A 26,615-nucleotide genomic window follows, 5' to 3' on the forward strand; every position below is an offset into this window, starting at 1 on the left:
GATGATCACTATCGTCGCCCGGCCAGAGCCGTCGTTATCCGGCTGGCGCCCCGCCACTCCTGCACAACTGCCCCCTGTACGGGCTCGGCGGGCACAGCGAACGCGCCTCCAGCAGCGGATTTCGGTCAGCGCCCCGTATCGCCCGACCCCTGCTGTGCCATGGCCGGTACGGTCGATAAGTTCCGGCGTGCGAAACGGCCCGAAGGGGGAACCCATCCCATGTACGAAGAAGCAGTGATGGCCGTGAGCACAGGAGCTGCCAGCGGGGTCCTCTCCTACCTGCTTCAGGGCCAGGCCGACGCTTTGCGCTCACAGATCTCGGCAATCTTCCGGCTTGGCGGCAACCCTCAGGAGGAAGCCGCCGCCCTGCAGGTACTGGACGAGCACGCGGCAGCCCTGGCTCGGCGTGGAATCACTGAGCGCACCGTAACGGACACCTGGACGGAGCTGCTCGCCGCCTTTCTCGACGCTCACCCCAGCGCCCGAGCGGACATCGAGGAACTCAAGACAACGGCGCCGACGAAGACGGTCAACATCGGCTCCCAGCACAACCACGGCTCCGGGGCCTTCATCGGCAACGACCACCACGGCGACATCAACATCAACACCCGAGACGACCGGTGACCACCAACGACCCGGCACCTCCGGAGCAGCGCACCGTCCAGAACAACTACGGCGACGGCGCCTTCGTCGGCCGTGACCACATCGGCGACATCAACGTCCATCACGAGATCGACCCACAAACCAGGGCCACACTCGCGAAGCTGGGGAAGTCCGCGCCCGCACTGTCGCAGATGCTCGAAGACGGGCTGCGGGACGGTGTTGTCTCGCCTGACACGGTCAGTCAGCTCTCCATGGCCGCTCGGAGCATCAACGAAGATGTCGCTGGCCAGATCTCGCGTGCCTCCCACCGGATCAACGAGGACGTAGCCGGCCTTCTCACCCACGCAAGCCACAGCATCAACGAGGACGTCGCTGGCCAGCTGACCCACGCCGCAGACCGACTATCCAAAGCCTCCGCGAAGCTCGACTTTGACGCGCTTGACCGACTCGTCAGACGGTTGGAGGGGGTTCTCGGCCACCACAACGGCAGTGATCTCAACGGGCTCGCCACCCGGCTGGAGAGCAGCCTGGAGGATCTCAGTACGGCGACGCACCGCGTCGGCAACCTGAAGGGTGACAGCACCCAGGCGGGCAGGCTAGAGCAGGTGACGAGATCGCTCGCCGACATCGCGAAACGAGTCGAGGCAAGGGTGACCCCACCTCCACCGGTGGTTCTCCCCGACTGGGAGTGACGATTGCGGTGGTTCGGCGCCGGCGTTCTACTCGGCCTCTTGATATCTGTCCTGTACGCGGCCTACTCGTAGCCGTCGACACCGCCAAGTTAGAGCAAGTGTCGCACGCGGAACCCCCGCCGAGGTGCCCGACGTAGGCCAGCGCAGGAGGCTTCGGGGCCGCCGGGCCGCGGAGTCAGCTCAAGCGTTCCGGCTTCGCCTCCAGCCCACGAGCGAGCGCCCCAGGGCACAACCAGGGCACATGAGCCTGGGAAACGGCGTTGACCCGTGCGAACTATGGAGATGAGCTTTCCCAGGTCAACGCACATTTCACCGAGAACCTCGGGTCAGCATCCCGCCCCGCCCATTCGCCGCATAAGTGGCAAGACAGCTCTCCGCCACCAGCAGGGTAAACCGCCCCCGTTCGGATAGAGGCTCTGATGTGCTTGTGCTGGTGCCCGGCCAGGCCCGGTAGGCGGCGGGCGGGAGCCCCAGCTACGGGACGCTGGCCATGGCTCGTGCGCCGCGGTATGGATCCGGGCGGACGCTGCTCGCGCCCGGACTTTTCCAGGACAGAGACCACGAGGGTTCAGGCGCCCGCACCCGAACCGCCCTTGTCTTGCCCCGCCTCTCGGTGTGACGTCTTACCATGGGGCGGTGCTCCGCCGGAGGTCAGGAGCAAGCGGTGTGGGTCGGTCGGGCGGAGTGCGGTCGGTGTGAGCAGGGCGGGGCAGGCTGGGGAAGTCGGCAGTGTCTTCCGGTGCGAGCTGGCCGCGCACTTGGCAGTGCACGGGCTCCGTGGCCGCGCGGTGTCGGGGCTGGATGTGCCCGCAGGAGTGTGGCCCGTCCGGCTGGATTTCGAAACCAGCGACCCAACCGACGACATCCGTGTCACCTTCTCCGACGGACGCCACGCCTACGTATCCGCGAAGCGGAAGATCGACCGAGGCCGTCCGATAGAAGAGACGCTGACAGGGTGGGTGGAACAAGTTCCGACGCTCGGTCGCGACGATCTTCTGGTTATCGCCGGCGAGGAACTCATCGGGCCGGTAAAGTACCTCGACCGAGCTCTGCGCCGCCACCGTGCGGGCCTGCCCATGGAGACTGGCGACGAGTCCAGGGCCCTCGCCCTCCTCATCGACCGGCTTCCGTCGCAGGTCCGCAGGCTTGTCCTTGACCGGGCGCGTGTCCTCCATCTGCCCGGCTCGACCGGACCGGCACCGCACCGGGACCTCCTAGCGGCCCTGATGGACTTCGTCGTCGCAGACACACAGGGACACCGTGCCGTGAGTGCCCTAACCGACCTCTTCCACCGGCAAGCGGGCGCAGCGCTCGGGAGTTCCGTCGAGGACTGGGTCACCGCCCTGACCGCCTCGGGGGTGACCGTGCTCCCGGACCAGGGGGGTCCGGTGGCGATGCGTCTGGCCTCCCGTCGGAACGCCGTCGAGGCGTACCGCACTCGACTCACAGCGCAAGCCGGACGGATCGACCTCAGCCTGCTCGCCGATGACCTCCCGCCCCTCGTAGTCAATGACCTCGTCGGTGGCCTCCGGATCGACGTGGAGGGCGAGCGTACCTCCTCTTTCCTCCTCCAATACCTGAGGCGCTGGCGCCGCATGCTCGTCGTCGGGCAACCCGGCTCAGGAAAGTCTGTGGCGGTACGCGAGATCGCGGCCCACTGCGCCAGCCATGCCGACGCCCCCGCCCCGATCCCCGTGTCACTGCCGCGTCTGCTGAAGAGACAGCCGGGACGCCTGACTCTCGACAGCCTGGTCGATGACGCCGTAGCGGACACCGTGCCGGGCGCGGACCGGGCACCGCTCGCCGCCCACCTCCAGGAGGAGATCGGCGAGGGGCGTGCGCTCGTCCTCTGCGACGGGCTGGACGAATGCGGAGCGCGCGCGCCGTGGGTCGCGCAGGAACTCGCAGAGATCCTCACGTCTCTGCACCCCTCCTGCGGCTTTGTGGTGACGACACGGGCGAACGCACAAGGGGCCGCGGCCCGACTCAGCCTGCCGCACGTCGAGCTCGCGCCTCCAAAGGATCTCGGCGCGACGGTGGACAGCGTCCTTGTCACGTGTGCCGAGGCACGGATTCCCGGGCCGGACCGAGCGGCCTTCCTGACAACGCGACGTGCCTGGATCAAGGATGCGAAGAAGGAGCACGCACACCTGCTCGCGGTGCCGCTGCTCGCCGCTCTGCTTGCCCTCGTCTGCGCGAACACGCCGGACGTCGACCTTCCCAAAGGACGTGCGGCGTTGTTGCACCGCGCGGTAGAACAGTCCGTGCACCGATGGGAGCGGCTACGGGGGACGCTCGACCCGGCCCGGCCCTGGGCACCCACCCTGACGACGGGCATGCTCCTCGACGGGTTCGTCACGCTCGGGCGGCTCCTCGACGGCGAGCCGACCCCTCCAGCGGGACGCGCCCTCGAATCACTGACCGGGATGTTGAGGGACTCGCTGCGATGGGCCATGCCGCCCTCAGCCGCCGGCGAGGTGGCGGAGCACGTGCTCCGGTTCTGGGACGAGCACGTCGCCGTGTTCGTGGTGAACGGTGCGGGCGAACTCATCGCCCGCAGCAAGGTCTTCGCTGAGATCGCAACGGCCATGTGGGCACGGTCATGCCGGGCCGAGGAACTGCGGGACTGGCTGCGTCGCGCCCTCGTCCACACGGACTCCGACGGGGCAATCGCACTGGCCGCCGGACTAGATTCCCGTACGGCTGAGGCTCTGCTCGATGTCGGCGAGACACAGCGGGAGGCCACGCTCATGGCGGCTGACCTCGCGGCGCGCGGTGTCGTGACTCTTTCCGACGGCGAACTGGAACGGACCCTGGGCCAGCTCATGGACGGTGCTCTCGGGGCGCTCGCGGGCGAGCCGGTATCCCCGCGCGGCCCTGGCAAACCCTCGGAGTTCTTTCCGGCCCTATGGGAGAAGACGCGCGACGCGGGGCCCTGGCCCTTTGTGGAGGCCGCCTGTCTGCTGGCCCTGCCAGCGACATTGCGGCGTCGACGAGCGGACCTTGTGGACCTGTCCGAGCTTGATGACACCGCCGAGTCGATTGCCCGGACATTGTGCGCGCTGACAGACGCTCGCACGGACGCGTCCCCCCTGAGCGGAGCGGAGATCAACGCGCTCCGCGCTGTGCTGGCGCTTCCCCTGCCGCAGGAATCCGAAATGGTGCAGACGGGGCGCCGCCGTTGGAAGCTGGTACGTGGTGGCCGCCTTGTACCAGGGCTAGTGCAGGTCGCCCTAGGCGTGGCCGACCGCCTGGATGAGCTTCCCGGCGACGCGGGTGAGCGTGTGTTCGCCCTCGCGAACTACACGCCTGTGTACGTCGCCGAAAAGATCTATGCCGCACTCGCACACGCGGGATTCGACACGAGTCGCCGCTGGGGGAACATGTCAGCCCAGCTGCGAGACTGGGCATCCAGCGCCCGGGACGACAGGACGGCTTTGCTATCCGACCTTGTGTCGCTCCACGACCCCTTGCCGGAGTCCATGGGCAGGGACCTCTGGTCGCTCACCGCCCTCGGCAACCTTCTCGCGGCGACCGGATACGCCGATTCCTCGGTGACCGAGATCGACTTCGCCTTCGCCCACGGCAGTGCGGCGGAGCGCCGGGCGTGGCTCGACGCGATGGCTGACGCGTACGGCATCGACAAGGCAGCAGTGGCCGCGCAGGCTCATCACCTTCAGCAGAACACCACATCCGAAGCCCTGCTCGACGAATGGCTCGTCGTGGGCACACCGCCTCTGGCCAAGCCCTCGCCCATCCCCGGCGTCGGGCAGGTCCTCACGGACGCCCAGCAGATGGCGTTGCTGGCTTGCCTGGAAGCGGACTCCTCGTGGATGGCTTGGTCAGCGGCGAACGTGTTGGTCAACCTGGCAGGGGATCACGTTCCGTGGGACGGCCAGGAACTGTTCAACAGGGACATGAGCCACTGGCCTCGCCACCGGGCAGCCCTCTTCTACTCCATCGCCGTCATGACCGCAGGTGATCGGCGCCCTTCGCTCCTGGCATGGGCCGCTTCCTCGAAGTCGGCGGACCACCGATTGGCCGCCAGAATGTTGATCTCTGTCGTACCTAGCCTCGACCCCAACGGTTCGATCATTGAGGCTCTCCGTCGGGACGCCGACCTATCGGTCCGTCCTGAGGACGCACATCAGGCCACGCCCGCCCCAACTCACTGGAGTTGCGACAACTGCCGGACGGTCCAGGCCCTCGACGCCGAGGAATGCCCAGGGTGTGACGAGGGTGTGCGCCCTCGGCCTGAGGACTGAGTCAGCAGGAACACCACGCGCGACGCACCGGCCGGAGGCAACCACCGCCGGAAATGGAGCGGGCGGTCGCGCAGAGTTCACCAACCATGATCCTTACCGCCCCGAGTGGAGGATTCTGACGTGAGCGTCATGATTGGTCTGCGATGATGCGACCTGATTACCGAGATGGCGCCGGCGAAACCGGAGGCTAGGGCGTAAGCGCCTTATAGGCGGCACTGACCGATCGGTTGGGCAAGCCCGAGCCAGCAATGTCGGCTCCTGCCGAGTGTGGTTCGGGGCGCGGACCTTCCAGAACACACACAGCACACATGAGGCCGAGCAGCGTTGCGAACGCCTGAAAACTAGCGAGAAGCGTTTCCGCAGGTCAACCGCGGTTGGTCGGTAGTTTGCGCAGCTCACAGCCTCGCCCGGAGAAAACTCCTAAAGCGGGTGTCGCAGGTTCGAATCCTGCCGGGGGCACCAGCCAAAAGGCCCCGAACCGATCATGGTCCGGGGCCTTTGACGGCAGCCGTTGACGGCAGTCGCCCTCAGGCGGCCGGACGTCGGCGCTTCAGTAGCCGGTCCATGTGGCTGATGGCCTCCCGCTGGGTCGAGGTGGACGTGGCAACGAACCTGCTGAACGGCACCGTGCGGCTGTCCGTGCTGTGGACCCAGGAGATCTACCTGCATCCCGACGATGCCGAACGGGTAGCCCAGTCACTGGTGCTGTCCGGCGAGGTGCGCGAGCGGACGGCCTACCCCCGGGACGCCGGAGAACCCTTCGCTAGCGCTCGGTCCACGACGAGCAGCCCTGGCATCCCGGCGTGCGGTCGGACAACGTGGCGGTGTGGAAACCATCATCGCCAGCGCCATAGCGGTCCTGGGCACACTCCTCGGCTCCGGAATCACCCTGGCGTTCCAACAGCGCGTCAGCGACAGGGGTCACGCGTTCACTCGGCGTGAGACGCTCCGGCAGGAGCGACTCGATGCTTACTCCGCCTACGTGGTGGCGGCGTCGATCGCGGACTCCAGTAATCCGTTGAGGCCGCCGCACCAGCGCGCGTAGCGTCCGGTGGGATGAATCGACGTGATGTGAGTAGTGGCGTAGTGGTGGAGTGGGTTGCCGGGAGTGGCGGGGGCGACCGGGGAGTCGTCGTCTACGTGCATGGGGGCGGGTTCTCCCAGTCCCAGCCGGAGGCCGAGCGGGAGGTCGCGCGGCGGCTGGCCTCGGTGTGTGGGCGGGATGTGGTGCGGGTCGGTTATCGGCTCGCGCCTGCCGATCCGTACCCGGCTGCCCTGGAGGACGTGCTGGGGGCCTGGCGGGCGGTGCTGGAGCGGGGGGTGCCTGCCGAGCGGGTCGTGTTCTTCGGGGAGTCGGCCGGGGGGACGCTCGTACTGTCCGCGTTGCTGGAGATCGCCCGGCAGGGTGGGCCCCGGGCGGGGGGTGCGGTGCTCGTGTCGCCGCTCACCGACCTGGCCGTGACCGGCGAGAGCGTCGACGGCAACGGGGGGAGGGATCTGATCGGCCGGGGTGCGCTGGAACAGCTCTGTGCGCAGTATCTCGGCGGGGCCGAGGCGACCGGTGTGCCGCAGTCGCCGCTGTACGGGGAGTTGGGCGGGCTTCCGCCGCTGTACGTCGCCGTCGGTGGGGACGAGACGCTGCTCGATGACGCGCGGCGGCTGGCGCGGGGCGCGGCGGAGGCCGGGGTGAGTGTCGAGCTGCGGGTGTTCGAGGGCAAGCAGCATGTCTTTCATCTGTTCGACGCCGAGGCCGGGCGGCAGGTGTTCGAGGACGTCGGGCGGTGGGTTCGCGGCTCGGTGCGGGAGTTTCCCGTCGGCGGGGCCGAGGGGGAAGGGCAGGGGCCGTATGCCCTCGCTGAGGGCGGGGACGGCGGGCTGTGGTTCACGCTCGTGCATCAGGGGGCCGTGGGGCGCCGGGACCCCAGGGACGGGCGGATGTCCCGGTACGGCGTCGGGGACGGGCCCACCGTCGTCGCGGCCGGGCCCGACGGGGGTGTCTGGTTCACCGAGTACCGGGCCCATCGGATCGGGCGGATCGGCGGTGACGGGCGGTACTCCTCCTACGCGCCCCTCTCCGAGCAGGGCGGGCCGTTCGGGATCGCCGCCGGGGCGGACGGGGCCATGTGGTTCACGCTGACCGGGGTCGATCGGATCGGGCGCGTCAGCGTGGAGGGGGAGGTGAGCGAGTTTCCGGCGCCTGGGGCGTTTCCCTCGGCCATCGTCGCGGGGAGCGACGGGGCACTGTGGTGCACCCTCAATCAGGGCAACGCCATCGGGCGGATCGGGCTCGACGGGAGCAGTCGCCGATACGGGCTGCCCACCGAGGGTGCGGCGCCCGTCGGGATCGCCGCCGGGCCCGACGGGGCGCTCTGGTTCACCGAGATCGGGGCGGGGAGGATCGGGCGGATCACGGTGGAGGGTGAGGTGAGTGAGTTCCCGCTGCCGGATCCCGGTGCTCGGCCTCATGCGATTACCGCCGGGCCCGACGGGGCGCTGTGGTTCACCGAGTGGGGTGGCGGGCGGGTCGGGCGGATGACCGTCGATGGGGAGTACCGGGCGTACCCCCTTGCCCGCGCGGACAGTGAGCCGCACGGCATCGCCTCGCACGGTGGTGCCCTATGGGTGGCCCTGGAGAGCGGGGCGCTCGCGCGGGTCGAGCCCCCCGTCTCCGGAGCCGCGCCGGGATCCTGAGGTCATGCCGCGCGTCTCGGCAGCAGGCCCCCGTCCTCGTCTCCCCGTCGGCTGACCGCCGTCAGGGTCGCCGTGAACACCAGCGACATCAGAGCCATCGCCGTCATCGCCAGTGCGGGAGTGGCGAGTTGGGCCAGCGTGCCCGCCAGTGCCGCCGATACGCCCTGGAGCGTGAGCATGCCCGCCGAGTGCAGGCCCAGGGCGTGGCCGGAGAGTTGGGGTGGGGTCAGGGTCATCAGGCGGGCCTGCTGGATCAGGCTCGCGCCGAAGCCGAAGGAGGAGACGGCGACCAGGGCCGCGGCCACGGGGAGGGGTGGGTGCAGGGCGAAGGTCAGGTACGGGGTGGCCAGCAGGAGGAGGAGCGGGATGCCCGCCCTCGGGTGGCGGCGGGGTGGGAGCAGGCGGCCGACCGTCACATCGCCGGCGAGCATGCCGAGGGCCGCGCAGGCGAAGAGGGTGCCGGCCGCGTCGGGGGCGTAGGAGACGTACAGCGACTCGCAGCCGACGATCAGGCCGTTGGGGAGCCACAGGGCCAGGTAGACGTGGCGGCGGGGGGCCGAGGACCAGAGCTGGGCGTTGGTGCGCCAGGTGGCGGTGACGGAGGGGCGGCCGGTGGCGCGTGGGGGGCGGGTGGTCAGGCGGCCGGTCAGGGCGGCGGCGGTGGCGTGCAGGGCGGCTGCCAGGAGCAGGCACAGGTGCGGGGAGAGCAGGGTCAGGAGGGCGCCGCCGACGGCGTAGCCGGTGATCTGCATGATGCCGTTCATCGCGTTGAAGACGGAGCGGCCGGCGAGGTAGCGGGCGGGGGTGAGGATCTCGTTCAGCAGGCCCCAGCGGACGCCGCCGCCGAGGGAGGCGACCAGGCCCTGGAGGAGGAGCACGGTGAAGAGGGCCGGTAGGGGGAGGCCGGGGAGGGCCAGGAGGGCCGTCGCGGTGGCGAAGGCCAGGGACAGGGACGTCAGGGTGCGGCGCGGGGGGAGGCGGTCGGCGCCGGAGAGGAACAGGGTCGCGCCCAGTACCTGGGTGAGCGCCTGGCCGAACATGCTCAGCGCGGACAGCAGCGGCGAGTCCGTCGCCCGGAAGACCAGCGTGCCGAGGGCCAGACCGCTCACCGTCTGGGCGGCGACGCCCGCGGCGGAGGAGAGGAAGAGCGGGGTGAACTCGGGGGTGCGGAGGAGGAGGTCGCGGTACGTCGTCGTCACCGGTGGTCGTGCTGCGCCGGAGAGGGGGGCGGCCGCCTTCTTGCCGGTGTCCGTGTCGTCGGGCATGGGTGGAGTCTCGGGGGGTGCCGCGCGGGCGCGTCAGTGTTTCGCGCCTGTGCGAAAGGTGAGCAGGGTGGCAGGGTCGGGGGGCGGTGGGGGTGGGGCTGTGGCGGGTCAGTGCCGACACGCTCGCTCGTAGTCGCTTCGTCGTCTCGCCCTACGCCGAGACCTTCGCCTGCCTGAAGCTGCTGCACGCCGCCCGCGCCGCACATCCCGGTGAACGGGCCTGGCTCGACGCCCACTTGCCCGGTTACCGGCGTCGGCTGGCCGGTGATCCGGTGACCGCGCTGCTGGTGCGGGCCGGGCTCGGGCGGGGGTGGATCGCGGACTTCCTGACGCCGACGCCGCGCTCTGGCGAGTCCTTCGAGGACGGTGTGGCGTGGGTCCGGGCCACCCGGCCCGGCGCGGCCCTTGACCACCTGCGGCTCGCCCTCGACGGAGCGCCGCTGCCCGCCGCCCTGGACCGCGACGACCTGCCCGAGCGGGCCGCCGTACTGATCGAGTACGTGTGGGAGGAGGCCGTACGGCCGTACTGGCGGCGGCGCCGGCAGGTGCTGGAGGCCGATGTCGGGGCGCGGACCGCGCAGGTGAGCCGGGGCGGCTGGGCCGCCGTCCTGGACGCGCTGCGGCCGGGGACGCGGTGGCTCGGCGAGAGCGGGTTCCAGGTGAACCGGCAGGCGTATCCGCCGCGCGAGCTGTCCGGCGTGGAGCTGGCCTTCGTGCCGGTCACGCCGCAGCGGCACGGGTGGGTGTCGTGGGAGGGGACGGAGCGGTACGCCCTGGTCTACCCGTGCGCCGGGGCCCTCGCGGACGCCGGCGCGCGGGCCGTGCCCTCCGCGCTGGCCGCGCTGCTCGGGCCGGGGCGGGCGGCGGTCCTGGTGCTGCTCGGCTCGCCGATGAGCACCAGCCAGCTGGTCGGGGTGACCGGGCAGGGGCTCGGGTCGGTCGGGCGGCATCTGCGGGTGCTGCGGGACGCGGGCCTGGTGGAGCGGCGGCGGGCGGGGCGGTCGGTGCTGTACGAGTGGACCGGCGCCGGGGAGGTGCTGGTGCGGGCGGCGCCCTGACGGGGCCCGCGGGGGCGTCGTGGGGGTGTCACAGGGCGGCGTTAGCATCCGTTCCATGACGATTTCCGAGAACGCCCAGAACGCCGCCGCGCCCCTCGACGTCGAGATCGGCGCCCTCCAGGGCGGCGACGCCCGGTTGTCCCAGTACGCCGGTCAGGTCGTGCTGGTGGTGAACGTGGCCTCCAAGTGCGGGCTCACTCCGCAGTACGCCGGCCTGGAGAAGCTGCACGAGCGGTACGCGGAGCGCGGGTTCACCGTGCTCGGAGTGCCGTGCAACCAGTTCATGGGGCAGGAGCCGGGCAGCGCCGGCGAGATCGCGGAGTTCTGCTCGGCGACGTACGGCGTGACCTTCCCGATGACCGAGAAGGTGGACGTGAACGGGGAGGACCGGCACCCGCTCTACCAGCGGCTCGTGGGCTTCGCCGATGCCGAGGGGCACAGCGGGGACGTCCGCTGGAACTTCGAGAAGTTCCTCGTCGGGCGGGACGGGCGGGTGCTCGCCCGGTTCGCGCCGCAGACCGAGCCGGAGGCGGCGGAGCTGGTCGCGGCCGTGGAGGGGGCGGTGGCCGCCGGCTGAGCGCCGGTGGCCCCAGGGCATGCGCAGAGCCCTCTCGGCAAGGTCGGCGAACCGGTCGAGAGGGCTCCGGGCGGGGTCGTACCAGGAACTACCGGGAACTACTCGGGTGGTTACCCCTTGACCGAGGTCACGAAGGCGTTCCACGCGTCGGCCGGGAAGGCCAGGACCGGGCCCTCGGTGACCTTGGAGTCGCGGACGGACAGCGCCGCCACGACGGGGGACTTGACCTCGACGCACGCGCCGTTTCCTCCGGAGTAGGAGGACTTGGTCCATGACTCGGTCGCGCCCTGAAGAATTGCCATGTCTGCTCCGTTGGGGGGTTGCTGAGTCCTGCCGGATTGCGCCAATGAGCTGTGATCTTTGGCGTGATCGACGCTACTCGCTGGCCCCCGCCAGCGGAGGGGGCATTCACCCGTCCGGATGGCATATTCCAGAGGACCCTTCCAGTGGGGGTGGGAGGGGTGTAGCATCCCCCACCCCTCTCGCCTCCCGCACCTCCAGCGCCTCCAGCGCCCCGCGCGTCAGCGTGCGTAGTCCTTCGCCACGTCCTCGATGCGCTGCCGCGACTGCTCCACGTTCAGCGCCTGGGCGCGCAGGTGCTCGTACATCACCGTGTACTTCTGCACGTCCTGCGCCTTCTCCAGGTACAGGTCGCTGGTGACACCCTCCAGGTAGACCACGCTGGAGTCGGCGGTGTCGGTGAACTCCAGGATGGAGTACTGCCCGTTGATGCCCGGGTGGGCACCGACGTCGAACGGCAGCACCTGCACGGTGATGTGGGGGTGCTGCGACATCTCGGCGACGTACTCCAACTGCTCGCGCATCACCTGCCGGCCGCCGACCACGCGGTGCAGCGCCGCCTCGTCCAGGACGACCCACAGGCGCAGCGGGTCGGTTTCGGCGTTGACGCGCTCCTGGCGCCTTATGCGGACCCGCACCCGCTTCTCGATGTCCGCGACCGACGTCTCCGGCAGGGCGCCCTGGATGAGGGCCTCGGCGTACGTGGGGGTCTGCAACAGGCCGGTGATGATCTGGGGTTCGTACGTGCGCAGCGACTCGGCGTCGGTCTCCAGGCCGATGTAGACGCTGTACGGGATGTCGCCGAAGGCGTGCCACCAGCCCTGCTGGCGGGAGTCCTTGGCCATCTGCATCAGCGAGTCGACGATGCGCTGGTCCTCGACCTCGTAGACGCCGCACAGGTCGCGCACGTCGCGCTGGCTGATGCTGCGCCGGCCGTTCTCCAGCCGGCTGATCTTCGACTGGGAGACCAGCAGCCGCTCCGCCACCTCCTCGGCCGTCATGCCCTTGACCTCGCGGAGCCGGCGCAGCTCCTGACCCAGCCGACGCCGCCTGACGGTGGGATTGACATTGGACGCCACGGGACGTGCACCTCCGGCCACTTTACGTATCTGCTGTTGAGCACACTGCCACCAACGGGATTGCTACCGCTGGCAAACGGTCGATATGCGCCGGGAGCGCATCAGTTGGGGCACGTTTGTGGTAGGGGCCCCGGATATGCGACCGCGCGGGGCGGCGGAACCGGTGACTTCGGTTCCGCCGCCCCGCGCGGTCCTGCGGCTCCCGTTACCGGGTCTGGGGACGGTCGGTGCGGCGTGTGTATGCGTGCGCGTGCGCTTATGCGTGTGGGTGCGCGTGCGCTTGTGCGTGTGGTGCGGTCGAGCGTGGTGCGGTGGGTCGTTCAGTGCGCCGCCACGCGCGCCATCGCGCCGTGGCGGGGCTGGGCCGGGACGGCGCCCGGTCCGGTGGGCTGGCGGCCGGCCGGGGCCGGGCCGCGACGCGGCTGGGCCGCCACGCCGTTCTGGACGTCCATCACCGCGTGCGCCACCAGGCCGCCCATGGGGTCGTGCCGGATGAGGTCCCGCAGGCGGGACCGCGACGAGCGTCCTTCGTTGCCCGGGTAGAGGTGCTTGCCGAGACCGACCGCGTGGGCCAGCGCGGCGAGCGCCGCGGTCCGCGTGTCCGGCGGTACGCCGGTGCGGATCGCCGAGTCCAGCCGGGACCTGATCTCCCGGCTGATCGCCGTGTCCGTCGCCTGGTAGCGAGTGGTCGGCAGCACCCCGCACATCTGGCCCTCCACGGCATGCACCATGCCGCAGCGCTCCAGATGCGAGAGGTAGGTCTGGCGCAGGCCCAGGCGGGGCCCGCCTATCCAGTTGACCGCGCGTACCGGGGCGCCGCGCCTTCGCAGCAGCTCCAGTGCGCAGTCGAGTGTCGGATCTCCGGTCGGCCGTGGCGCCACCACGGCGATACGATCCCCGTCCGGGGCTATCCTTCCGGCCAGCGCCAGCTCGACGAGCTGCGCTCCGGCCAGACCCAGGTCGAGCGACTGCGGCTGTGCGGTGGTACCCGTGGTCGGGTCCAGCGCCAGCAGCAGAAGCTCCTCCGGAATTGTTCTGCGGCTCCTGCCCATCCATGCCTCCCCGCGTGGATGACAGACAGGGTGACCCCTCTCACATTCATCTGTCGAGGGTGCGTGACCGGTTCGTAGTGGAACCGGTAGGTATGTCGTTCTCGTCTACCGCAGGGGTTCTCCCCGTACACAGGACACTGGTACATGGTTCGGTAGGCGCATGGAGGAGGCATCGGTGGCGGGCGAGTCCCCCGACAGGTCGAAGCAGCGCGAGTCGTCGGATGAACCGACGTCGGGGAGCGCGGGTCCGGTTCCGGAGGCCAGGAACGCGGCGAGTACGAGTGCCTCCGGCGGTTCGGCGGGGGGTTCCGGTGACGCCGGGGGTACGGCGGGCGCCGGCTCGGGTGACGCCGGAGGTGACGGGCGGCTGCGGGACGTCGTCGCGGCGTGGGTCGCCACGGCGGACGAGCGGGCCGCGGTGAGCGCCGGGCGGGGTGCCGGGGGCGCGGGGGCGGCCTCCGGTGCCGACGGCTCGTCAGAGGAGGGCGAGGGTTCCGGGGTTCCCGAGGGTGCCGCGGCCGGCGTCGACGACGCCCCCTCGGCCGGGGGCAAGGGTCGGGCTGCTGCCGGGGCTACGGGTGACGCGGGTACGGAGACCGGCCCGCGGGCCGACGCCGGGCGCGGGAACGTCGCCGAGGCGGGGGCCGGCGCCGGGCGCGAGGACAGGGTGGGTTCCGGGGCGGGCGGGGGTTCCCCGGCCGACGCGGGTGCCGACGCCGACGCGGGTTCCCGGGTGGGCGCGGGTTCCCGGGCCGACGCGGACGCCGACACCGACGCGGGTTCCCGGGCGGGCGCGGATGCCGAGACCGACGCGGACGCCGGACCTGGCCGGAAGGCCGGCACCGACGCCGGCCGCGAGGCGGAGACCGCCGCCGGGACGAAGGGCGACGCGGGCGCCGAGGCCGACGCGGGCGCCCGACCGGGCCGCAAGGTTGGCATCGACGCCGGCCGCGAGGCGGAGGCCGCCGCCGGGACGAAGGGCGACGCGGGCGCCGAGGCCGACGCGGGCGCCGAGAGCGGCCCCGAGGTCGACACCGCACCGCAGGTCGACGCGGAGGCCGGTGCCGGGGCGGAGGACGACACCCGCGCCCGAACCGACGCCGGGCTCCCGACCGGTGCGGGTGCGCAGGCCGGGCCCGGGCGGGAGGGCAACGGCACGCCCGAGAGTGCCGCCGAGGCCCGAGCCGCGACGGTGGCCGAGGCCAAGGCCGATGCCGGGTCCGTGGGTGGCGCCGGCTCGGAGACCGGGTCGGGAGCCACGTCCGCCGCGCCGTCCCGGACCGACGGCCGGCCCGAAGCCGGGGCCGGTGCGGGCCCGAAGGCCGGGGCCGACGCCACGATCCATCTCGGCGCCGAGTCCAAGGCCGCCCCCTCGGCCAGGACGGACACCAAGCCCGAGGGCGAGGCCGCCGCTGCCCCCACCGATGCCGACCAGAGCACCGGCGCCGGGCCCGAGGGCGAAGAGCCGGCCAAGCCTCGCGTCGGGGCCAAGGGCGACAGCAGGCTCGGTGTCTCCGCCATGCCCGAGTCCGACGGGAAGGCCGAGCCCGCCGCGGGCACCGCGGCTGCTGCCCTCGCCGACCCTGACCACGGCACCGGCACCGGCACCGGCACGGACGCCCGACCCGAGCCCGCCGGCCCTGACCGCGGCACCGGCACGGGCACGGACGCCCGACCCGAGGACGTCGACCAGTCCGAGGCCGGCCAGTCCAAGGCCGACGGCCGACCCGAGCCCCGCATCCCCGCCCGTACGGCCGCCGCGGGCACCACCGCGGTCGCCGAGCCCGGCGACGCAGACGACACAGGCGACGCAGACGACGCCGACACCCCCGAGCCCGGCACCCCCGTCGCAGAAGGCGACGGCGGCGACGCCAAGCCCTCCGCGTCCACCAGCCCCGCCGCCCCCGTCGACCACCCCACCACCGCCCTCAAGGCCCCCCGCCTCGCCGCCGGACCCCCCGTCGACCAGCCGACGACGATGTTGAAGCTGCCCGAGCGGGAAGGCGAGCGGACGAGCAAGTTCGTCCGGCTCAGGGACGCCGAGGAGGCGCGGAGCCGGACCGCGCCCGTCGGGGCCACCGCCCTGTCCGCGACCGCCCCCGCCGCCGCCGCCGCCGAGCGGACCACGCAGCAGCCGATGCCGCCCAAGCCGCCGCTCGACCTGCTCGCGGAGCTGACGAACACCCCGCCGCCCCCGGAGACCCCGCTGCGCACCACCGTGCGCCGGGTGAAGATCTGGACGCCGCTGGTGCTGCTGCTCGCCGTGCTCGTCGGGATCGCGCAGGCCGTGCGGCCGCTGCCCGACCCCACCCTCGACCTCACCGCGAAGGACAGCTTCACCTTCCAGGGCGGCAAGCCCGACATCCCCTGGCCGGCCAAGGGGCAGGCCGCCCTCGACGTGCAGGGCATCGGCACCTTCGGCTCGTCCGGCGCGCAGAAGCCCGTGCCGATCGCCAGTGTCGCCAAGATCATGACCGCCTACCTCGTGCTGCGCGACCACCCCGTCAAGAGCGGGGACGACGGGGCGTCGATCCAGATCGACCAGACGGCCGAGAGCCAGTCGAAGGCCGGCCAGGAGTCGACCGTCGACGTCTTCGCGGGCGACAAGATCAGCCAGCGCGAGGCCCTGGAGTCCATCCTCATCGCGTCCGCGAACAACGTGGCGCGGCTCCTCGCCCGCTGGGACGCCGGGAACGAGAAGGCGTTCGTCGAGAAGATGAACGCCGCCGCCAAGAGCCTGGGGATGACGAACACGACGTACACCGACCCCTCGGGCCTGAACAACACCACCGTCTCCACGGCCGTGGACCAGGTGAAGCTGGCCAAGGCCGCGATGCAGCAGCCGGTGTTCCGCGAGGTCGCCGCGATGATGTCGTACGTCGACTACAAGGGCGTCAAGCACAACAACTGGAACGGCCTGGTCGGCTACAACGACGTCGTCGGCATCAAGACCGGCACCACCACCTCCGCCCTCGGCAACCTCGTCTTCGCCGCGAAGAAGAAGGTCGGCGGGGAGACGAAGAGCATCATCGGCGCGGTCGTCCGGCAGCCGGAGGGCGGGGCCGACAACACCATCATCGGCGGCGCCCTCTCGGCCGGCGACAAGCTGATCCGCGGCGCGCAGGGCGCCCTCGCGTCGTCCACGATCCTCAAGAAGGGCACCGTGGTCGGCTACGTCGACGACGGGCTCGGCGGCCGGACGCCGGTCGTCGCCACCGAGGACGTGAAGGCGGTCGGCTGGCCAGGCCTGACGGTCAAGGTGACCTTCACCGCCGACGACGTGCCGCACACCGCGAAGGCCGGCACGAGGGTCGGCACCCTCACCGTGGGCGACGGCCACGCGGCCGGCGCGGTGAAGGTGCCGGTGGCCCTGCAGCGGGACCTGGCCGAGCCGGGCCTCGGCGACAAGTTGACCCGGATCGGCTGACCCCGGCCAGGACCGCTCCCCGCCGACGTGCGTGCTAGCGTCACGAACCGGGCACGTCGCCGGTCGCGGGGAGCGGGACGCGGCCGTACAGCGGAAGACGGGACACGGGGAGTGCCTTCAGGTGGCCACTGCGGAGCCGACACACGCCGACGACGCCGGCCGGGGCTCGGACGAGGGTCCGGGAGCCGGGTCGCGGCCCCGCGTACCCGCACCGCGCGCCGAAGCCCGGGGCGACGGTGAGCAGGGCGTGAGCGGCGCGAACGCCGTCAGCGGCAAGGGCACGGCCTCCCCCACCGAGCCCACCGCCGCGCGGGCCGCCGCCCTCGCGCTGCGCGCCCGCATGCTGCGCCACCCCGTGCTCTCCATGACCGTCCTCTCCGGGCTCCTGCACATCGGCTGGTTCTTCACCTTCGCGAACAGCGGCGGCGACCTGGCCGCGCAGGACGCCTGGGCGGAGTTCGTCGGCCGGCACCCGGCCTCGGCGTACAACCTCGCGTGGTACGGCGGCATGCACCCGGTGTCGTACAGCGTCGTCTCGCCGTACCTGATGTCGCTGCTCGGCGTGCGGACGACGATGATGATCGCCGGCACGATCTCCGCCGGGCTGCTCACCCTGATCCTGATCCGCAGCAGGGCGGTGCGCAATCCGCTCTGGGCATCCCTCGCGGGGCTCTTCGGGCTGCTCTGCAACACCATCTCCGGGCGGGTCACCTTCGGGCTCGGCAACATGTTCGCGCTCGGCGCGGTGGCCGTCGTCTTCTGCTGGCCCCACCGCTGGCGGTACAAGCGGTGGGCGAAGGCGCTGTGCGCGGCGCCGCTGGCCGCGCTGGCGACGATGGGCTCGCCGGTGGCGGGCCTGTTCGTCGGCCTGGTCGCGGTCGCCCTGTTCCTGCAGAAGCGCCGCCCCGGCGCCTGGGCGCTGGGCATCGCGCCGGCCGTGGTGGTCGGCCTGTCGGCCTGGCTGTTCCCCTTCTCCGGCACCCAGCCGATGTCCTTCGGCTCGGCCTCGCTGCCGCTCGTCTTCTCGGCGCTGGTGTGCTTCTTCGTGCCGCGCGAGTGGAAGACGGTGCGGATCACCGCCGCCGTGTACGCGCTGGCCGTGCTCCTGGTGTGGGTGATCAGCTCGCAGATCGGGTCGAACATCACCCGGCTGACGATGATCTTCGCCGGGGCGGCTCTGGTGGCCGTGCTGCCGTTCCAGGTGCCGCGTTCGCGCAAGTGGTACGCGCTGGTGACGGCGCTGGTCGGCTTCGGCGTGTGGCTCGGCGTCAAGACGGTGGACGACATCATCCACACCACCCCCGCCGCCTCCTGGGCCCGCGAGCTGGCCCCGCTGGTCAACGAGTTGCAGGAGGTCGGCGCCGAGAAGGGCCGCGTCGAGGTGATCCCGGCCCGCTCGCACCGCGAGGCCTCCGCCCTCGCCCCGTACGTGAACCTGGCCCGCGGCTGGAACCGCCAGGCCGACATGGAGCGCAACCCCCTCTTCTACGACGACACCCTCAACTCCGCGAACTACCACGACTGGCTCCAGCGCTGGGCCGTGCACTACGTGGTGCTGCCCAAGGACGAGCCCGACGGCGACGGCGGCGAGCGCGAGCGGGCCCTGGTGCAGCGCGGCCTGCCCTACCTGCGGCAGGTGTGGGGCGACGCCAACTGGCAGCTCTTCCAGGTCACCGACCCCGCGCCGCTGGCCGCGCCGGACGCGACCGTGCTCCGCGCCGAGCAGGGCGAGTGGATCATCGAGGTCGACAAGCCGGGCCGGGTGCAGGTGCGGATGCCGTACTCGCCGTGGCTGAGCCTGGTGGACCCGGACGGCAAGAAGCTGGAGCCGCCGCGGGAGACGCAGCAGTCGAAGGACGCGCCCGAGGGGACGCCGAAGACGTACGACAACGTCGACGGCTGCGTCACGGAGACCGAGGAGACCGCCGAGGGCGACAAGTGGACGCTGCTGGTCGCGCCGAAGGCGGGCACGTACCGGCTGGCGGCGCCGTACGACCTCCCGCGGGGCACGCCGTGCCCGGACGAGCTGCGGTAGGACCGTCCGAGGCGGTGTCGGGGGTTGCCCCTGACCCGTGGGGCAGGGTTTAGCGTCGGCGCGCGCCGGCGGGGCGGGGATCCCGGCGGCTTTCCGTCCGCGCCCCCTGGAGGCTCGCCATGTCCGTCGTCAGCAGAGAGGTCCGGCTCGCCGCCGTGCCCCGGGGTCTGCCCGTACCGGCGGACCTCGAACTCACCGAGGCGGCACCCCTGCCCGCCCCCGCGCCCGGCGAAGTACTCGTCCGCAACCGGCACTTCCAGGTGTTCGGCGGGCTGCGGACCCTGCTCGGGGGCGGGGTCGAGGGGACGCCGGTACCGGGTCTGCGTCCCGGCGACACGTTGTTCGGGCCCGCGGTCGGCGAGGTGGTGGCCGCGCCGGACGGCGGTCCGCTGCGCCCCGGGGACCTGGTGACGCACCTGCTCGGCTGGCGCGAGTACACGCTCGTACCGGCCGCGCAGTGCGCCCCCGTCGATCCGGCCCTGCCCGACCCGGTCGCCCACCTCACCTCGGGCTCGGCCGCCTACGGCGCGCTGACCCGCCTGGCGGAGCTCCGGGAGGGCGACGTCGTGCTGGTCACCGGCGCGGCGGGCGGGGTCGGCTCGCTGGCCGGGCAGATCGCGCGGCTGCTCGGCGCGGGGCGGGTCATCGGCACGACCGGTTCGCCGGGGAAGGCGGAGCGGCTCACCGCCGAGCTGGGCTACGACGCCGTCCTGACCGGCGGTTCGTGGCGCGACGGCGCGTCCGCCGAGGCCGCCTTCGCGAAGGAGCTGGCCGAGGCCGCCCCCGACGGCGTCGACGTGCTGCTGGACAACGTCGGCGGCCACCAGCTCACCGCGGCCGTGGACGCGGCCCGGCCGGGCGCCCGGTTCGCGCTGGTCGGCGCGTTGTCGGGGCAGTTCGCCGCGGACACCGCGGGTGCGACGGGGCCGGCCACGGTCGACGCCTTCCGGCTGATCGTCAAGGGCGTGTCGCTGCGCGGGTACACCGGGGTGGCGCACCCGGACGTGGAGGCCGAGTGGACCGACCGGCTCGCCGACTGGCTGCGCGCCGGCGCGATCCGGCTGCCGCTGACCCGGTACCCGGGCATCGATCAGGCGCCGCGCGCGTTGCGGGAGTTGACCCGGGGGGACGTCTTCGGCACGGTCGTCGTCGACCTGCCGGACCCGGCGCACGACTGAGGCCCGAGGGCCCGAGCGGGAGGCACCTGACATGCGGATCGGCGACGCGGCGGCGGCCGTGGGCACCACACCCCGGGCCCTGCGGCTGTACGAGCAGCGCGGGCTGCTGCCGCCGCCGCACCGCTCCCCCGCCGGGCAGCGCGACTACACGCCCGCGGACCTGGCCGTCCTGCGGGTCGTCCGCCACCTCCTCGGCCTCGGCCTCACCGTCGCGGACCTGGCCGCCATCGCCGACCGCCTCCCCCTGCTAGCCGTCGAGACGCCCCGCGCCTGCGACCCGTCGTCGGGTTCGGGCGAGACGACGGTGGTCGGCACGGCGGTGGTACGGCGCCGGGTGGCGGCGCTGGAGGCGGAGATCGCGCGCCTGAGCGGGCTGCGAGACGCGCTGGTGGCGGGCCTGGACCCGTCCGTCCCCGGTCAGCCCCGCGGATAGCGGGCGAGCCAGGCCGCCGATGACTCCCCCGGGCCGTGCAGCGCGGGGCCCTGGGTCATCTCCATGGCGAAGTCGTCGGCCAGTTCGAGCAGGGTCGGGCGGCCCTCCAGCTCGGCGAGCCAGGACGGGGGCAGGGCCGTCTCGCCGTGCAGGGCGCCGAGCAGGGCGCCCGCGAGGGCGCCGGTGGCGGTGGCGGTGGCGGTGCGGGGGCCGTCGTGGTCGACGGCGAGCCGCAGCCCGTGCCGGACGTCCTCGCCGACGAGGGCGCAGTAGATGGCGGCTGCGAGCACGCCCTCCGCGTGCCCCTCCCCCGCCAGCTCGGCCACCCGCTCAGGACTCGGCATCCCCTGCCGCACGGCGCCCAGGGCGTGCTGGAGACCGTCCGTCACGGGCTGGTGCCCGGGCCGGGCGCCGAGCAGCCCCAGCGTCCGCTGCACCGCCCCGTCCAGCCCCTCACCCCGGGCGAGCCCGTGCACGACGGCGGCGTACGCGCCCGCCGCGAGGCCCGCCGCGGGGTGGCCGTGTGTCTGCGCCGCGCACTCCACGGCGAGCTGCACGACCAGCTGCGGCTCCCAGCCGACCAGCAGCCCGAACGGCGCCGACCGCGCGGTCGCCTCCGCCCCCCGCTCACCGGGGTTCTTCGGCGCCTCGGGCGTGCCCACCGTGTCGTCGCCGAGGCCGAGCAGCAGGGAGCGGGGGGCGCCCCGGCGGGCGTACAGCCACTCCTCGCGGGCCAGCCAGCCGTCGTCCGCGCGCCGCTCGTCCGGTCCCCAGTCCGTCTGGGTCGCGTACCAGCGCCGGTAGGCCCGGTGCAGGTCGGTCGGCGGGTGCCAGGCGCCGGTGTCCCGGCGGACCTGGGCGCGGATCAGGCCGTCGACGGAGAAGAGGGTGAGCTGGGTCAGATGGCTGACGCTCCCGCCCTCCCCCACCCCCTGCGCGTCCCCGACGGCCGCGCCGAGCAGCGTCCCGCGCACCCGGCTCCGGAAGTCCTGCTGCTCGCCCCGCCCCCAGACGGCCCCGGCCGACCCGCCCACCTGGACCTCCCACGGGACCGTGCGTATGTACGTGCCCCGCACTGTAATCGAACGGGGTGGGGTGCCCCAGCGGGGAGAGGTCGTGCGGGGGGCCGGGCCCGGGGGCCGAGGAGGTGTCAGCCGTACCAGTCCGGGTCGGCCCCGACCTCCGCCTCCGCCGCCTCCCGGATCTCGCGGATACCGGCGATGGCCTCGGCCGGGTCCTGTTCACCGGCGTCCACGACACGCTCCAGCTGCCGCAGACGTTCGGCGCGGGCGGGGTGGCGCTCGATGGCCACGAAGACGGCCCACGAATGCAGGAAGGCGCGGACCGGCGCCAGGCTCTGGGTCTGCTGCGCGTTGGTCGTGGCCTCGAACAGGTGCTGGGTGAGAGCGGGCAACCGGCTCGGAGCGATCCGGGCGACGGCGTTCCGCAGCGCGTCCGGAGTCAGTTCGGGCATGGGGATCAGCGGTCCGTAAGGGCCGTCGCTCTGAGCGCTCATGGTGACCTCCGAGGCTGGTGACTCGCTCCTCGTACGGTACCGACGGACACTCCGATGGGCGGCTGGGTGTGCTGTCCCGGCACGTTGGCGGACGGACGTCCGTCGCGTCGGGTGCCGGTGGCGTGGGGAGATGGGGGTGGCCACGAGCGCGGACAGCGGTCCCGAGTACTAGGGAGGCCGTATCTACGGCTCGGGCTAAACCCCGACCACGGCCGGTGCGGCCGTCAGTCGCCGCGAGGGCGCCAACGCCGTGCCTGCCGCACAGCGACGGTGCTCGCCCACTCCGGAGCGCCGATCCTCCCCGCGCGGGAACACCTGGTGAGGGTGGGCGATAAGGCGCTGGGATCGATGGTGCGAAGTTTGATCGGCGTGCGGTTGCCCCTCTGCCCCAGGTCAGTCGCTGTTCCGCCCGAACGGCGGGCGTCATCTACCTCACGCGCAACCTCTGACCACTATTGATGCGCGCGAGATCAGGTCACGATGAAGGGCCCCGTACGGGACTCGTGGTGGTGTCGGTGGTCGAACTACTGCTTGTCGCAATCCTGTTGACGACCCGTGACCGGCATGTGAAATGACCGAATCTGGTCGCAATGGATCATCAATCTGTGGGAAAAGCGTGGATTTCGTGAAGACCTTGCGTGAGTATGTGGGCGCCTGGTGACCAATCGCGGCACCAGGGACCAGCAGGGGGGAAGTAATGCATTCACGTGCTACGGGCACGTCTGTTCGGCGTGTCCGCAGACCGGCCGGTCTGGGGCTCGTCGCCGCTGTCGCGGCTCTGTCACTGGCCGGTTCGGTGATACCGGCCCTAGCCGCTCCGGCCGCTCCCGATCCGGGTGACGCCTCGGTCTGGGGCAGGAGCGCGCCGCACTTCACGATGCCGGCGGTGAAGGTCGGTGCGAACCGCCCGGTGAAGTCCGAACCGGCAAAGGCGCCGAACGACTCGGCCTATGCGCCGTGGCTGCGCGAGCAGCAGGCCCGCGTCAAGAACATGAAGGGCGCGAAGGCGTCGTCGGCCGGGGACGGGCGGGCCGTGGCAGCGGCTGAGGGGTCGCCGCCGGAGGGCCAGGGTGACGTGCCCTGGCACCGCTCCACCACTTTCGCGGTCACCGACGCATTGACCGCGAAGATCGACTACTCGACCGGCAACCTGATGCTGACGGCGACCGACTTCGACATCGCCGGCGTCGGCCAGAGCCTGCGCCTGGCGCGGACCTACAACTCCCTCAACGCCCCGCACGGGCAGGTGACTCAGCGCTGGTGGCAGGAGTACGAGCGCTACCTCTCGCTCTCGTCCTCCGAGGCGGTCCTCTACGACGACTCGGGCGCGACGGTCCGTTTCACGGAGAACAGCGACGGCTCTTTCACCACTCCGAAGGGCTACTCGCAGGATCTGAAGAAGAACTCCGACGGCACCTACACCCTGTCCAAGTGGAAGTCGGGCGCGAAGGAGACCTACGACGCGGACGGCCAGCTGACGAAGATCACCGACCGCAACCACGGCCAGATCACGCTCACCCGGCACACCGGTGGCGGCTTCAAGCTAACCGAGTCCCGCTCCGGCCGCTTCATCGACCTCACCAAGACCAGCGCCACCGGGTGGCAGGCAAAGGACAACACCGGCCGCACCGCCGCCTACACCCTCGACACGGCTGGCAACCTGGTCTCGACCACCGACACCGACGGCAAGACGACCACCTTCGGCTACGACACCTCCGGCCGTGTCAACAAGATCACCACCGCAGAAGGTCGGGTGACCGTCTTCACCTACGACGGCGCCAGCCGGATCACCTCCCTGCTCCGCGCCACCGGCTTCAACGCCTCCGGCAGCACCGGCCCTACATGGACCTACGCCTACACCGCCTCCTCGGCGACCGCGGCCGGCACCACCACGGCGAAGGACCCCGAGCTGCACGCCACCAAGTACGAGCACGACGGCGACGGCCAGGTCACCAAGGTCACCGACGCCCTCGGCCACAACCGGTCGACGAAGTTCGACGCGAACCACAACATCGACACCGCCACCGACGCGATGGGCTCGGGCACCACACCCGGCAACGCCACCGACTACGGCTTCAACAGCCGCAACAACCTGGAGAGCGTGAAGGCCCCCACCGGTGGCACCACCGTGAACCACTGGCAGACCGTCGCCGGCGGTGACGTCCCCTCGGACAGCACCAACCCCGACGGCGAGAAGACCGCGTTCACCTACGACTCGGTCGGCAACACCACCTCCGTCGCGCAGACGGGCACCGGCGGCGGCAACCTCTCCTACACCTACAACCCCGCCAACGCGACCTGCGGCGGCTTCGAGGGCCAGCGCTGCAAGGCGAAGACGAAGATGACCTCTTCCAAGACGGTCACCACCGACTTCCACTACGACGCCAAGGGCAACCTGGACACGGTCACGCCCCCGGCGCCGCTGGAGAAGACGGCCTACACCTACGACGACCTCGGCCGCACCAAGACCGTCACCGACGGCCGCGGTGTCACCGTCTCCTACACCTACGACAACCGCGACCGCATCCGCACCGTCACCTCACCGAACACCGTGAAGGTCGAGTACACCTACGACGGCGACGGCAACCTGACCAGGCGCACGGACGGCTCGGGCACGGTCACCTACCAGTTCGACCCGCTGCAGCGCGAGACGGTCCGCACCTTGCAGGACGGCTCGCAGACCCTGCTGGCCTACACCCCGGCCGGCAACGTCGACTACTACCAGGACCCGGCGGGCAAGGTCGACTACACCTGGAACGAGGTCAACAAGCTCACGCAGCTCAAAGACCCCCAGGGCAAGGTGACGACGTACGGCTACAACAACAACGACGTCCGCACCTCCACCGCCTACCCCGGCGGCACCCAGCAGAAGGTCGACGTCGACAACTCCAGCCGCCCCAAGAGCATCAAGGCCACCTCCTCCAAGGGCACCCTCGTCAGCCTCGACTACACCTACAACTACGGCAGCGACGGCAAGAGCGACGGCAGCAAGATCCGCACCTCCACCGACAATGTCACCGGCCTCAAGCGCACCTACTCCTACGACAGCGCAGGCCGCGTCTCCTATACCAAGGAGGACAAGGCAGGCAGCCTGGCCGCCTCCTTCCAGTACTGCTGGGACCTCGCCGGCAACCTCACCTCCCAGGGCACCGACGGAGCCGGCTGCCCCCGCGGCACCACCTACACCTACAACGACGCCCAGCAGGTGACCGGCAAGTCCTCCACGGGCGCCTGGTCCTACGACAAGGCCGGCAACGAGACGGCAGCCGACTCCAACCCCGACTCCACCCGCACCGCCGAGACCTGGACCGACCACTCCCAGCTCTCCTCCATCACCGCCCGCGACACCACCTTCGACGGACAGTACGCCTCCACCGACCAGAGCGAACGGATCAAGCTCGGCACCACCCTCTTCCACAACGGCCCCCTCGGCCTGTCCGCCGAGACCAGGGCCGGAACGGACATGAGCTTCAACCGGGAACCCGGGGGCACGCTCAACTCCATGACCACCGGAGGCAAGACCTACGTCTACCTGACCGACGCCATCGGCAGCGTCGTCGCCACCGCCGACACCGACGGCAACAAGGTCGACAGCTACACCTACAGCCCCCGCGGGGTCCGCATCATGGACCAGTCCGACGAGCCCGTCGACCAGCCCTACCGCTTCGCCGGCAACTACCAGGACCGCACCGGCCTCTACCACCTCGGCGCCCGCTACTACGACGCCAACATCGGCCGCTTCACCCAGCCCGACCCCTCCGGCCAAGAGAAGAACCCCTACCTCTACGCCGAAGGCGACCCCATCAACCGCATCGACCCCACGGGCTTGTGGACGGGATGGGACACGGTGGCCACTGCCTTCGCGACGGCTGCGTTGATCACTGCTATCCCAACAGGCGGTGCTTCGCTTACGGTCGCCGGCGGCATCGGACTGGCGGTATCCCAGGCAGGCTTCGTCGGCGCCATCGCGTGCGGCGTATCCGACGAGAACGAGTGCTAGTTCTGTGATGCTCGGCCTGGCCTCCTGAAGCGGAGGCCAGGCTGGACCCGTAGAAAGGTGAACACATTGCCCAATAACCTCAAAGGCATTTCACTAGGGTGCCTCGTGGCCGCTGTACCCTTTCTGATCCTGTTCTCGCCCAATGCACTGGATGTCATGACCGTCTGGTGGATCGCCCTCGGGGTCGCCTGCGTCAGCACATGCGGCTTGCTTGTCTCGCACTTCAAGAGCAGATTTTGACGGTCCTTGCCGTGGGGGTGCGGCTTCGCCCTCCCGGGCGATAACCAAACCCAATCCGATTTACGGGTCCGTCTACACAACTGCCCGACGCTGAAGAAATGCCGCTCCGCAAGGGGCAGGAGGACGCTGGGGGCGTGGACGGATTTGGCAAGCTGCAGATCGAGTCCGGCCACGACGGCCAGATCTCAGCGTGGACCGACATGA

18 protein-coding genes and 1 pseudogene are annotated in these 26,615 nt (G+C 71.3%); 13 read left to right on the plus strand and 6 right to left on the minus strand.

Annotated elements, in window-relative coordinates:
* The first annotated feature begins 219 nt into the window (after window positions 1–219).
* From ACGFZL_RS14535 to ACGFZL_RS14560, 6 genes and pseudogenes are all read left to right on the plus strand, one after another.
* Window positions 220–624, plus strand: a complete 405-nt coding sequence (locus ACGFZL_RS14535; RefSeq protein ID WP_393691591.1) for a hypothetical protein — start codon at window positions 220–222, stop codon at window positions 622–624.
* On the plus strand, window positions 621–1,295 hold the full coding sequence (locus tag ACGFZL_RS14540; protein ID WP_393691593.1) for a hypothetical protein: 675 nt from the start codon (window positions 621–623) through the stop codon (window positions 1,293–1,295). The genes ACGFZL_RS14535 and ACGFZL_RS14540 overlap by 4 nt, the downstream gene beginning before the upstream one ends.
* 695 nt (window positions 1,296–1,990) lie before the next feature.
* Window positions 1,991–5,560: an NACHT domain-containing protein gene (locus ACGFZL_RS14545; RefSeq protein ID WP_393691595.1), complete on the plus strand. Its 3,570-nt coding sequence runs from the start codon at window positions 1,991–1,993 to the stop codon at window positions 5,558–5,560.
* 826 nt (window positions 5,561–6,386) lie between these two features.
* Window positions 6,387–6,605, plus strand: a complete 219-nt coding sequence (locus ACGFZL_RS14550) for a hypothetical protein (protein ID WP_393691916.1) — start codon at window positions 6,387–6,389, stop codon at window positions 6,603–6,605.
* 11 nt (window positions 6,606–6,616) lie between these two features.
* Window positions 6,617–7,282 (plus strand): annotated as a pseudogene (locus ACGFZL_RS14555) (alpha/beta hydrolase); the annotation flags it as partial.
* Between the two features lie 213 nt (window positions 7,283–7,495).
* Window positions 7,496–8,251, plus strand: coding sequence for a virginiamycin B lyase (locus tag ACGFZL_RS14560; RefSeq protein WP_393691899.1), 756 nt, complete (start codon window positions 7,496–7,498; stop codon window positions 8,249–8,251).
* Window positions 8,252–8,253: 2 nt separating this feature from the next.
* Here ACGFZL_RS14560 and ACGFZL_RS14565 read toward each other — a convergent pair whose 3' ends face one another.
* Window positions 8,254–9,516, minus strand: a complete 1,263-nt coding sequence (locus ACGFZL_RS14565; protein ID WP_393691597.1) for an MFS transporter — start codon at window positions 9,514–9,516, stop codon at window positions 8,254–8,256.
* 92 nt (window positions 9,517–9,608) lie between these two features.
* Here ACGFZL_RS14565 and ACGFZL_RS14570 point away from each other — a divergent pair, with 92 nt between their 5' ends.
* Both ACGFZL_RS14570 and ACGFZL_RS14575 read left to right on the plus strand, forming a co-directional pair.
* Window positions 9,609–10,574 carry an ArsR/SmtB family transcription factor gene (locus tag ACGFZL_RS14570; RefSeq protein WP_393691901.1) on the plus strand — a complete coding sequence of 322 codons (966 nt, stop codon included), beginning with the start codon at window positions 9,609–9,611 and terminating at the stop codon, window positions 10,572–10,574.
* Window positions 10,575–10,629: 55 nt separating this feature from the next.
* Window positions 10,630–11,151, plus strand: coding sequence for a glutathione peroxidase (locus ACGFZL_RS14575; RefSeq protein WP_355174055.1), 522 nt, complete (start codon window positions 10,630–10,632; stop codon window positions 11,149–11,151).
* Window positions 11,152–11,261: 110 nt separating this feature from the next.
* Here ACGFZL_RS14575 and ACGFZL_RS14580 read toward each other — a convergent pair whose 3' ends face one another.
* From ACGFZL_RS14580 to ACGFZL_RS14590, 3 genes are all read right to left on the minus strand, one after another.
* Entirely contained in the window at window positions 11,262–11,453 is a 192-nt protein-coding gene (locus ACGFZL_RS14580; protein ID WP_355174053.1) for a DUF397 domain-containing protein, read from the minus strand.
* A 219-nt stretch (window positions 11,454–11,672) separates the two neighbouring features.
* Window positions 11,673–12,530 carry a helix-turn-helix transcriptional regulator gene (locus ACGFZL_RS14585; protein ID WP_355174051.1) on the minus strand — a complete coding sequence of 286 codons (858 nt, stop codon included), beginning with the start codon at window positions 12,528–12,530 and terminating at the stop codon, window positions 11,673–11,675.
* A 320-nt stretch (window positions 12,531–12,850) separates the two neighbouring features.
* A complete protein-coding gene (locus tag ACGFZL_RS14590) occupies window positions 12,851–13,582 on the minus strand; it encodes a GPP34 family phosphoprotein (protein WP_355174049.1) in 732 nt (243 codons plus the stop codon).
* A gap of 1,192 nt (window positions 13,583–14,774) precedes the next feature.
* On the opposite strand from ACGFZL_RS14590, the gene ACGFZL_RS14595 reads away from it, so the two are divergent.
* From ACGFZL_RS14595 to ACGFZL_RS14610, 4 genes are all read left to right on the plus strand, one after another.
* Window positions 14,775–17,009, plus strand: coding sequence for a D-alanyl-D-alanine carboxypeptidase (locus ACGFZL_RS14595; protein WP_407078454.1), 2,235 nt, complete (start codon window positions 14,775–14,777; stop codon window positions 17,007–17,009).
* A gap of 121 nt (window positions 17,010–17,130) precedes the next feature.
* Window positions 17,131–19,044 (plus strand): MFS transporter, encoded by a 1,914-nt coding sequence (locus tag ACGFZL_RS14600; RefSeq protein ID WP_393691602.1) that lies wholly within the window; start codon window positions 17,131–17,133, stop codon window positions 19,042–19,044.
* Between the two features lie 119 nt (window positions 19,045–19,163).
* A complete protein-coding gene (locus tag ACGFZL_RS14605) occupies window positions 19,164–20,222 on the plus strand; it encodes a zinc-binding dehydrogenase (RefSeq protein ID WP_393691604.1) in 1,059 nt (352 codons plus the stop codon).
* A 31-nt stretch (window positions 20,223–20,253) separates the two neighbouring features.
* A complete protein-coding gene (locus ACGFZL_RS14610; RefSeq protein WP_355174041.1) occupies window positions 20,254–20,655 on the plus strand; it encodes a MerR family transcriptional regulator in 402 nt (133 codons plus the stop codon).
* On the opposite strand, the gene ACGFZL_RS14615 is transcribed toward ACGFZL_RS14610, so the two are convergent.
* Both ACGFZL_RS14615 and ACGFZL_RS14620 read right to left on the minus strand, forming a co-directional pair.
* A complete protein-coding gene (locus tag ACGFZL_RS14615; protein ID WP_393691606.1) occupies window positions 20,640–21,689 on the minus strand; it encodes an ADP-ribosylglycohydrolase family protein in 1,050 nt (349 codons plus the stop codon). The genes ACGFZL_RS14610 and ACGFZL_RS14615 overlap by 16 nt on opposite strands.
* Before the next feature lie 116 nt (window positions 21,690–21,805).
* Window positions 21,806–22,171 (minus strand): DUF6247 family protein, encoded by a 366-nt coding sequence (locus ACGFZL_RS14620; RefSeq protein WP_393691608.1) that lies wholly within the window; start codon window positions 22,169–22,171, stop codon window positions 21,806–21,808.
* Window positions 22,172–23,048: 877 nt separating this feature from the next.
* Here ACGFZL_RS14620 and ACGFZL_RS14625 point away from each other — a divergent pair.
* Window positions 23,049–26,171, plus strand: a complete 3,123-nt coding sequence (locus ACGFZL_RS14625; protein WP_393691610.1) for an RHS repeat-associated core domain-containing protein — start codon at window positions 23,049–23,051, stop codon at window positions 26,169–26,171.
* Window positions 26,172–26,615: the final 444 nt, after the last annotated feature.

The sequence above is a fragment of the Streptomyces sp. NPDC048182 genome (genome assembly GCF_043202555.1).
GTDB lineage: Bacteria > Actinomycetota > Actinomycetes > Streptomycetales > Streptomycetaceae > Streptomyces.

What these genes read in the sequence shown, in the direction of transcription:
- ACGFZL_RS14535 (WP_393691591.1), top strand. Translation starts at nt 220, where the DNA reads ATGTACGAAGAAGCAGTGATGGCCGTGAGCACAGGAGCTGCCAGCGGG.
- ACGFZL_RS14560 (WP_393691899.1), top strand. Translation starts at nt 7,496, where the DNA reads ATGTCCCGGTACGGCGTCGGGGACGGGCCCACCGTCGTCGCGGCCGGG.
- ACGFZL_RS14565 (WP_393691597.1), bottom strand. Translation starts at nt 9,516, where the DNA reads ATGCCCGACGACACGGACACCGGCAAGAAGGCGGCCGCCCCCCTCTCC.
- ACGFZL_RS14575 (WP_355174055.1), top strand. Translation starts at nt 10,630, where the DNA reads ATGACGATTTCCGAGAACGCCCAGAACGCCGCCGCGCCCCTCGACGTC.
- ACGFZL_RS14580 (WP_355174053.1), bottom strand. Translation starts at nt 11,453, where the DNA reads ATGGCAATTCTTCAGGGCGCGACCGAGTCATGGACCAAGTCCTCCTAC.
- ACGFZL_RS14590 (WP_355174049.1), bottom strand. Translation starts at nt 13,582, where the DNA reads ATGGGCAGGAGCCGCAGAACAATTCCGGAGGAGCTTCTGCTGCTGGCG.
- ACGFZL_RS14605 (WP_393691604.1), top strand. Translation starts at nt 19,164, where the DNA reads ATGTCCGTCGTCAGCAGAGAGGTCCGGCTCGCCGCCGTGCCCCGGGGT.
- ACGFZL_RS14610 (WP_355174041.1), top strand. Translation starts at nt 20,254, where the DNA reads ATGCGGATCGGCGACGCGGCGGCGGCCGTGGGCACCACACCCCGGGCC.
- ACGFZL_RS14620 (WP_393691608.1), bottom strand. Translation starts at nt 22,171, where the DNA reads ATGAGCGCTCAGAGCGACGGCCCTTACGGACCGCTGATCCCCATGCCC.
- ACGFZL_RS14625 (WP_393691610.1), top strand. Translation starts at nt 23,049, where the DNA reads ATGCCGGCGGTGAAGGTCGGTGCGAACCGCCCGGTGAAGTCCGAACCG.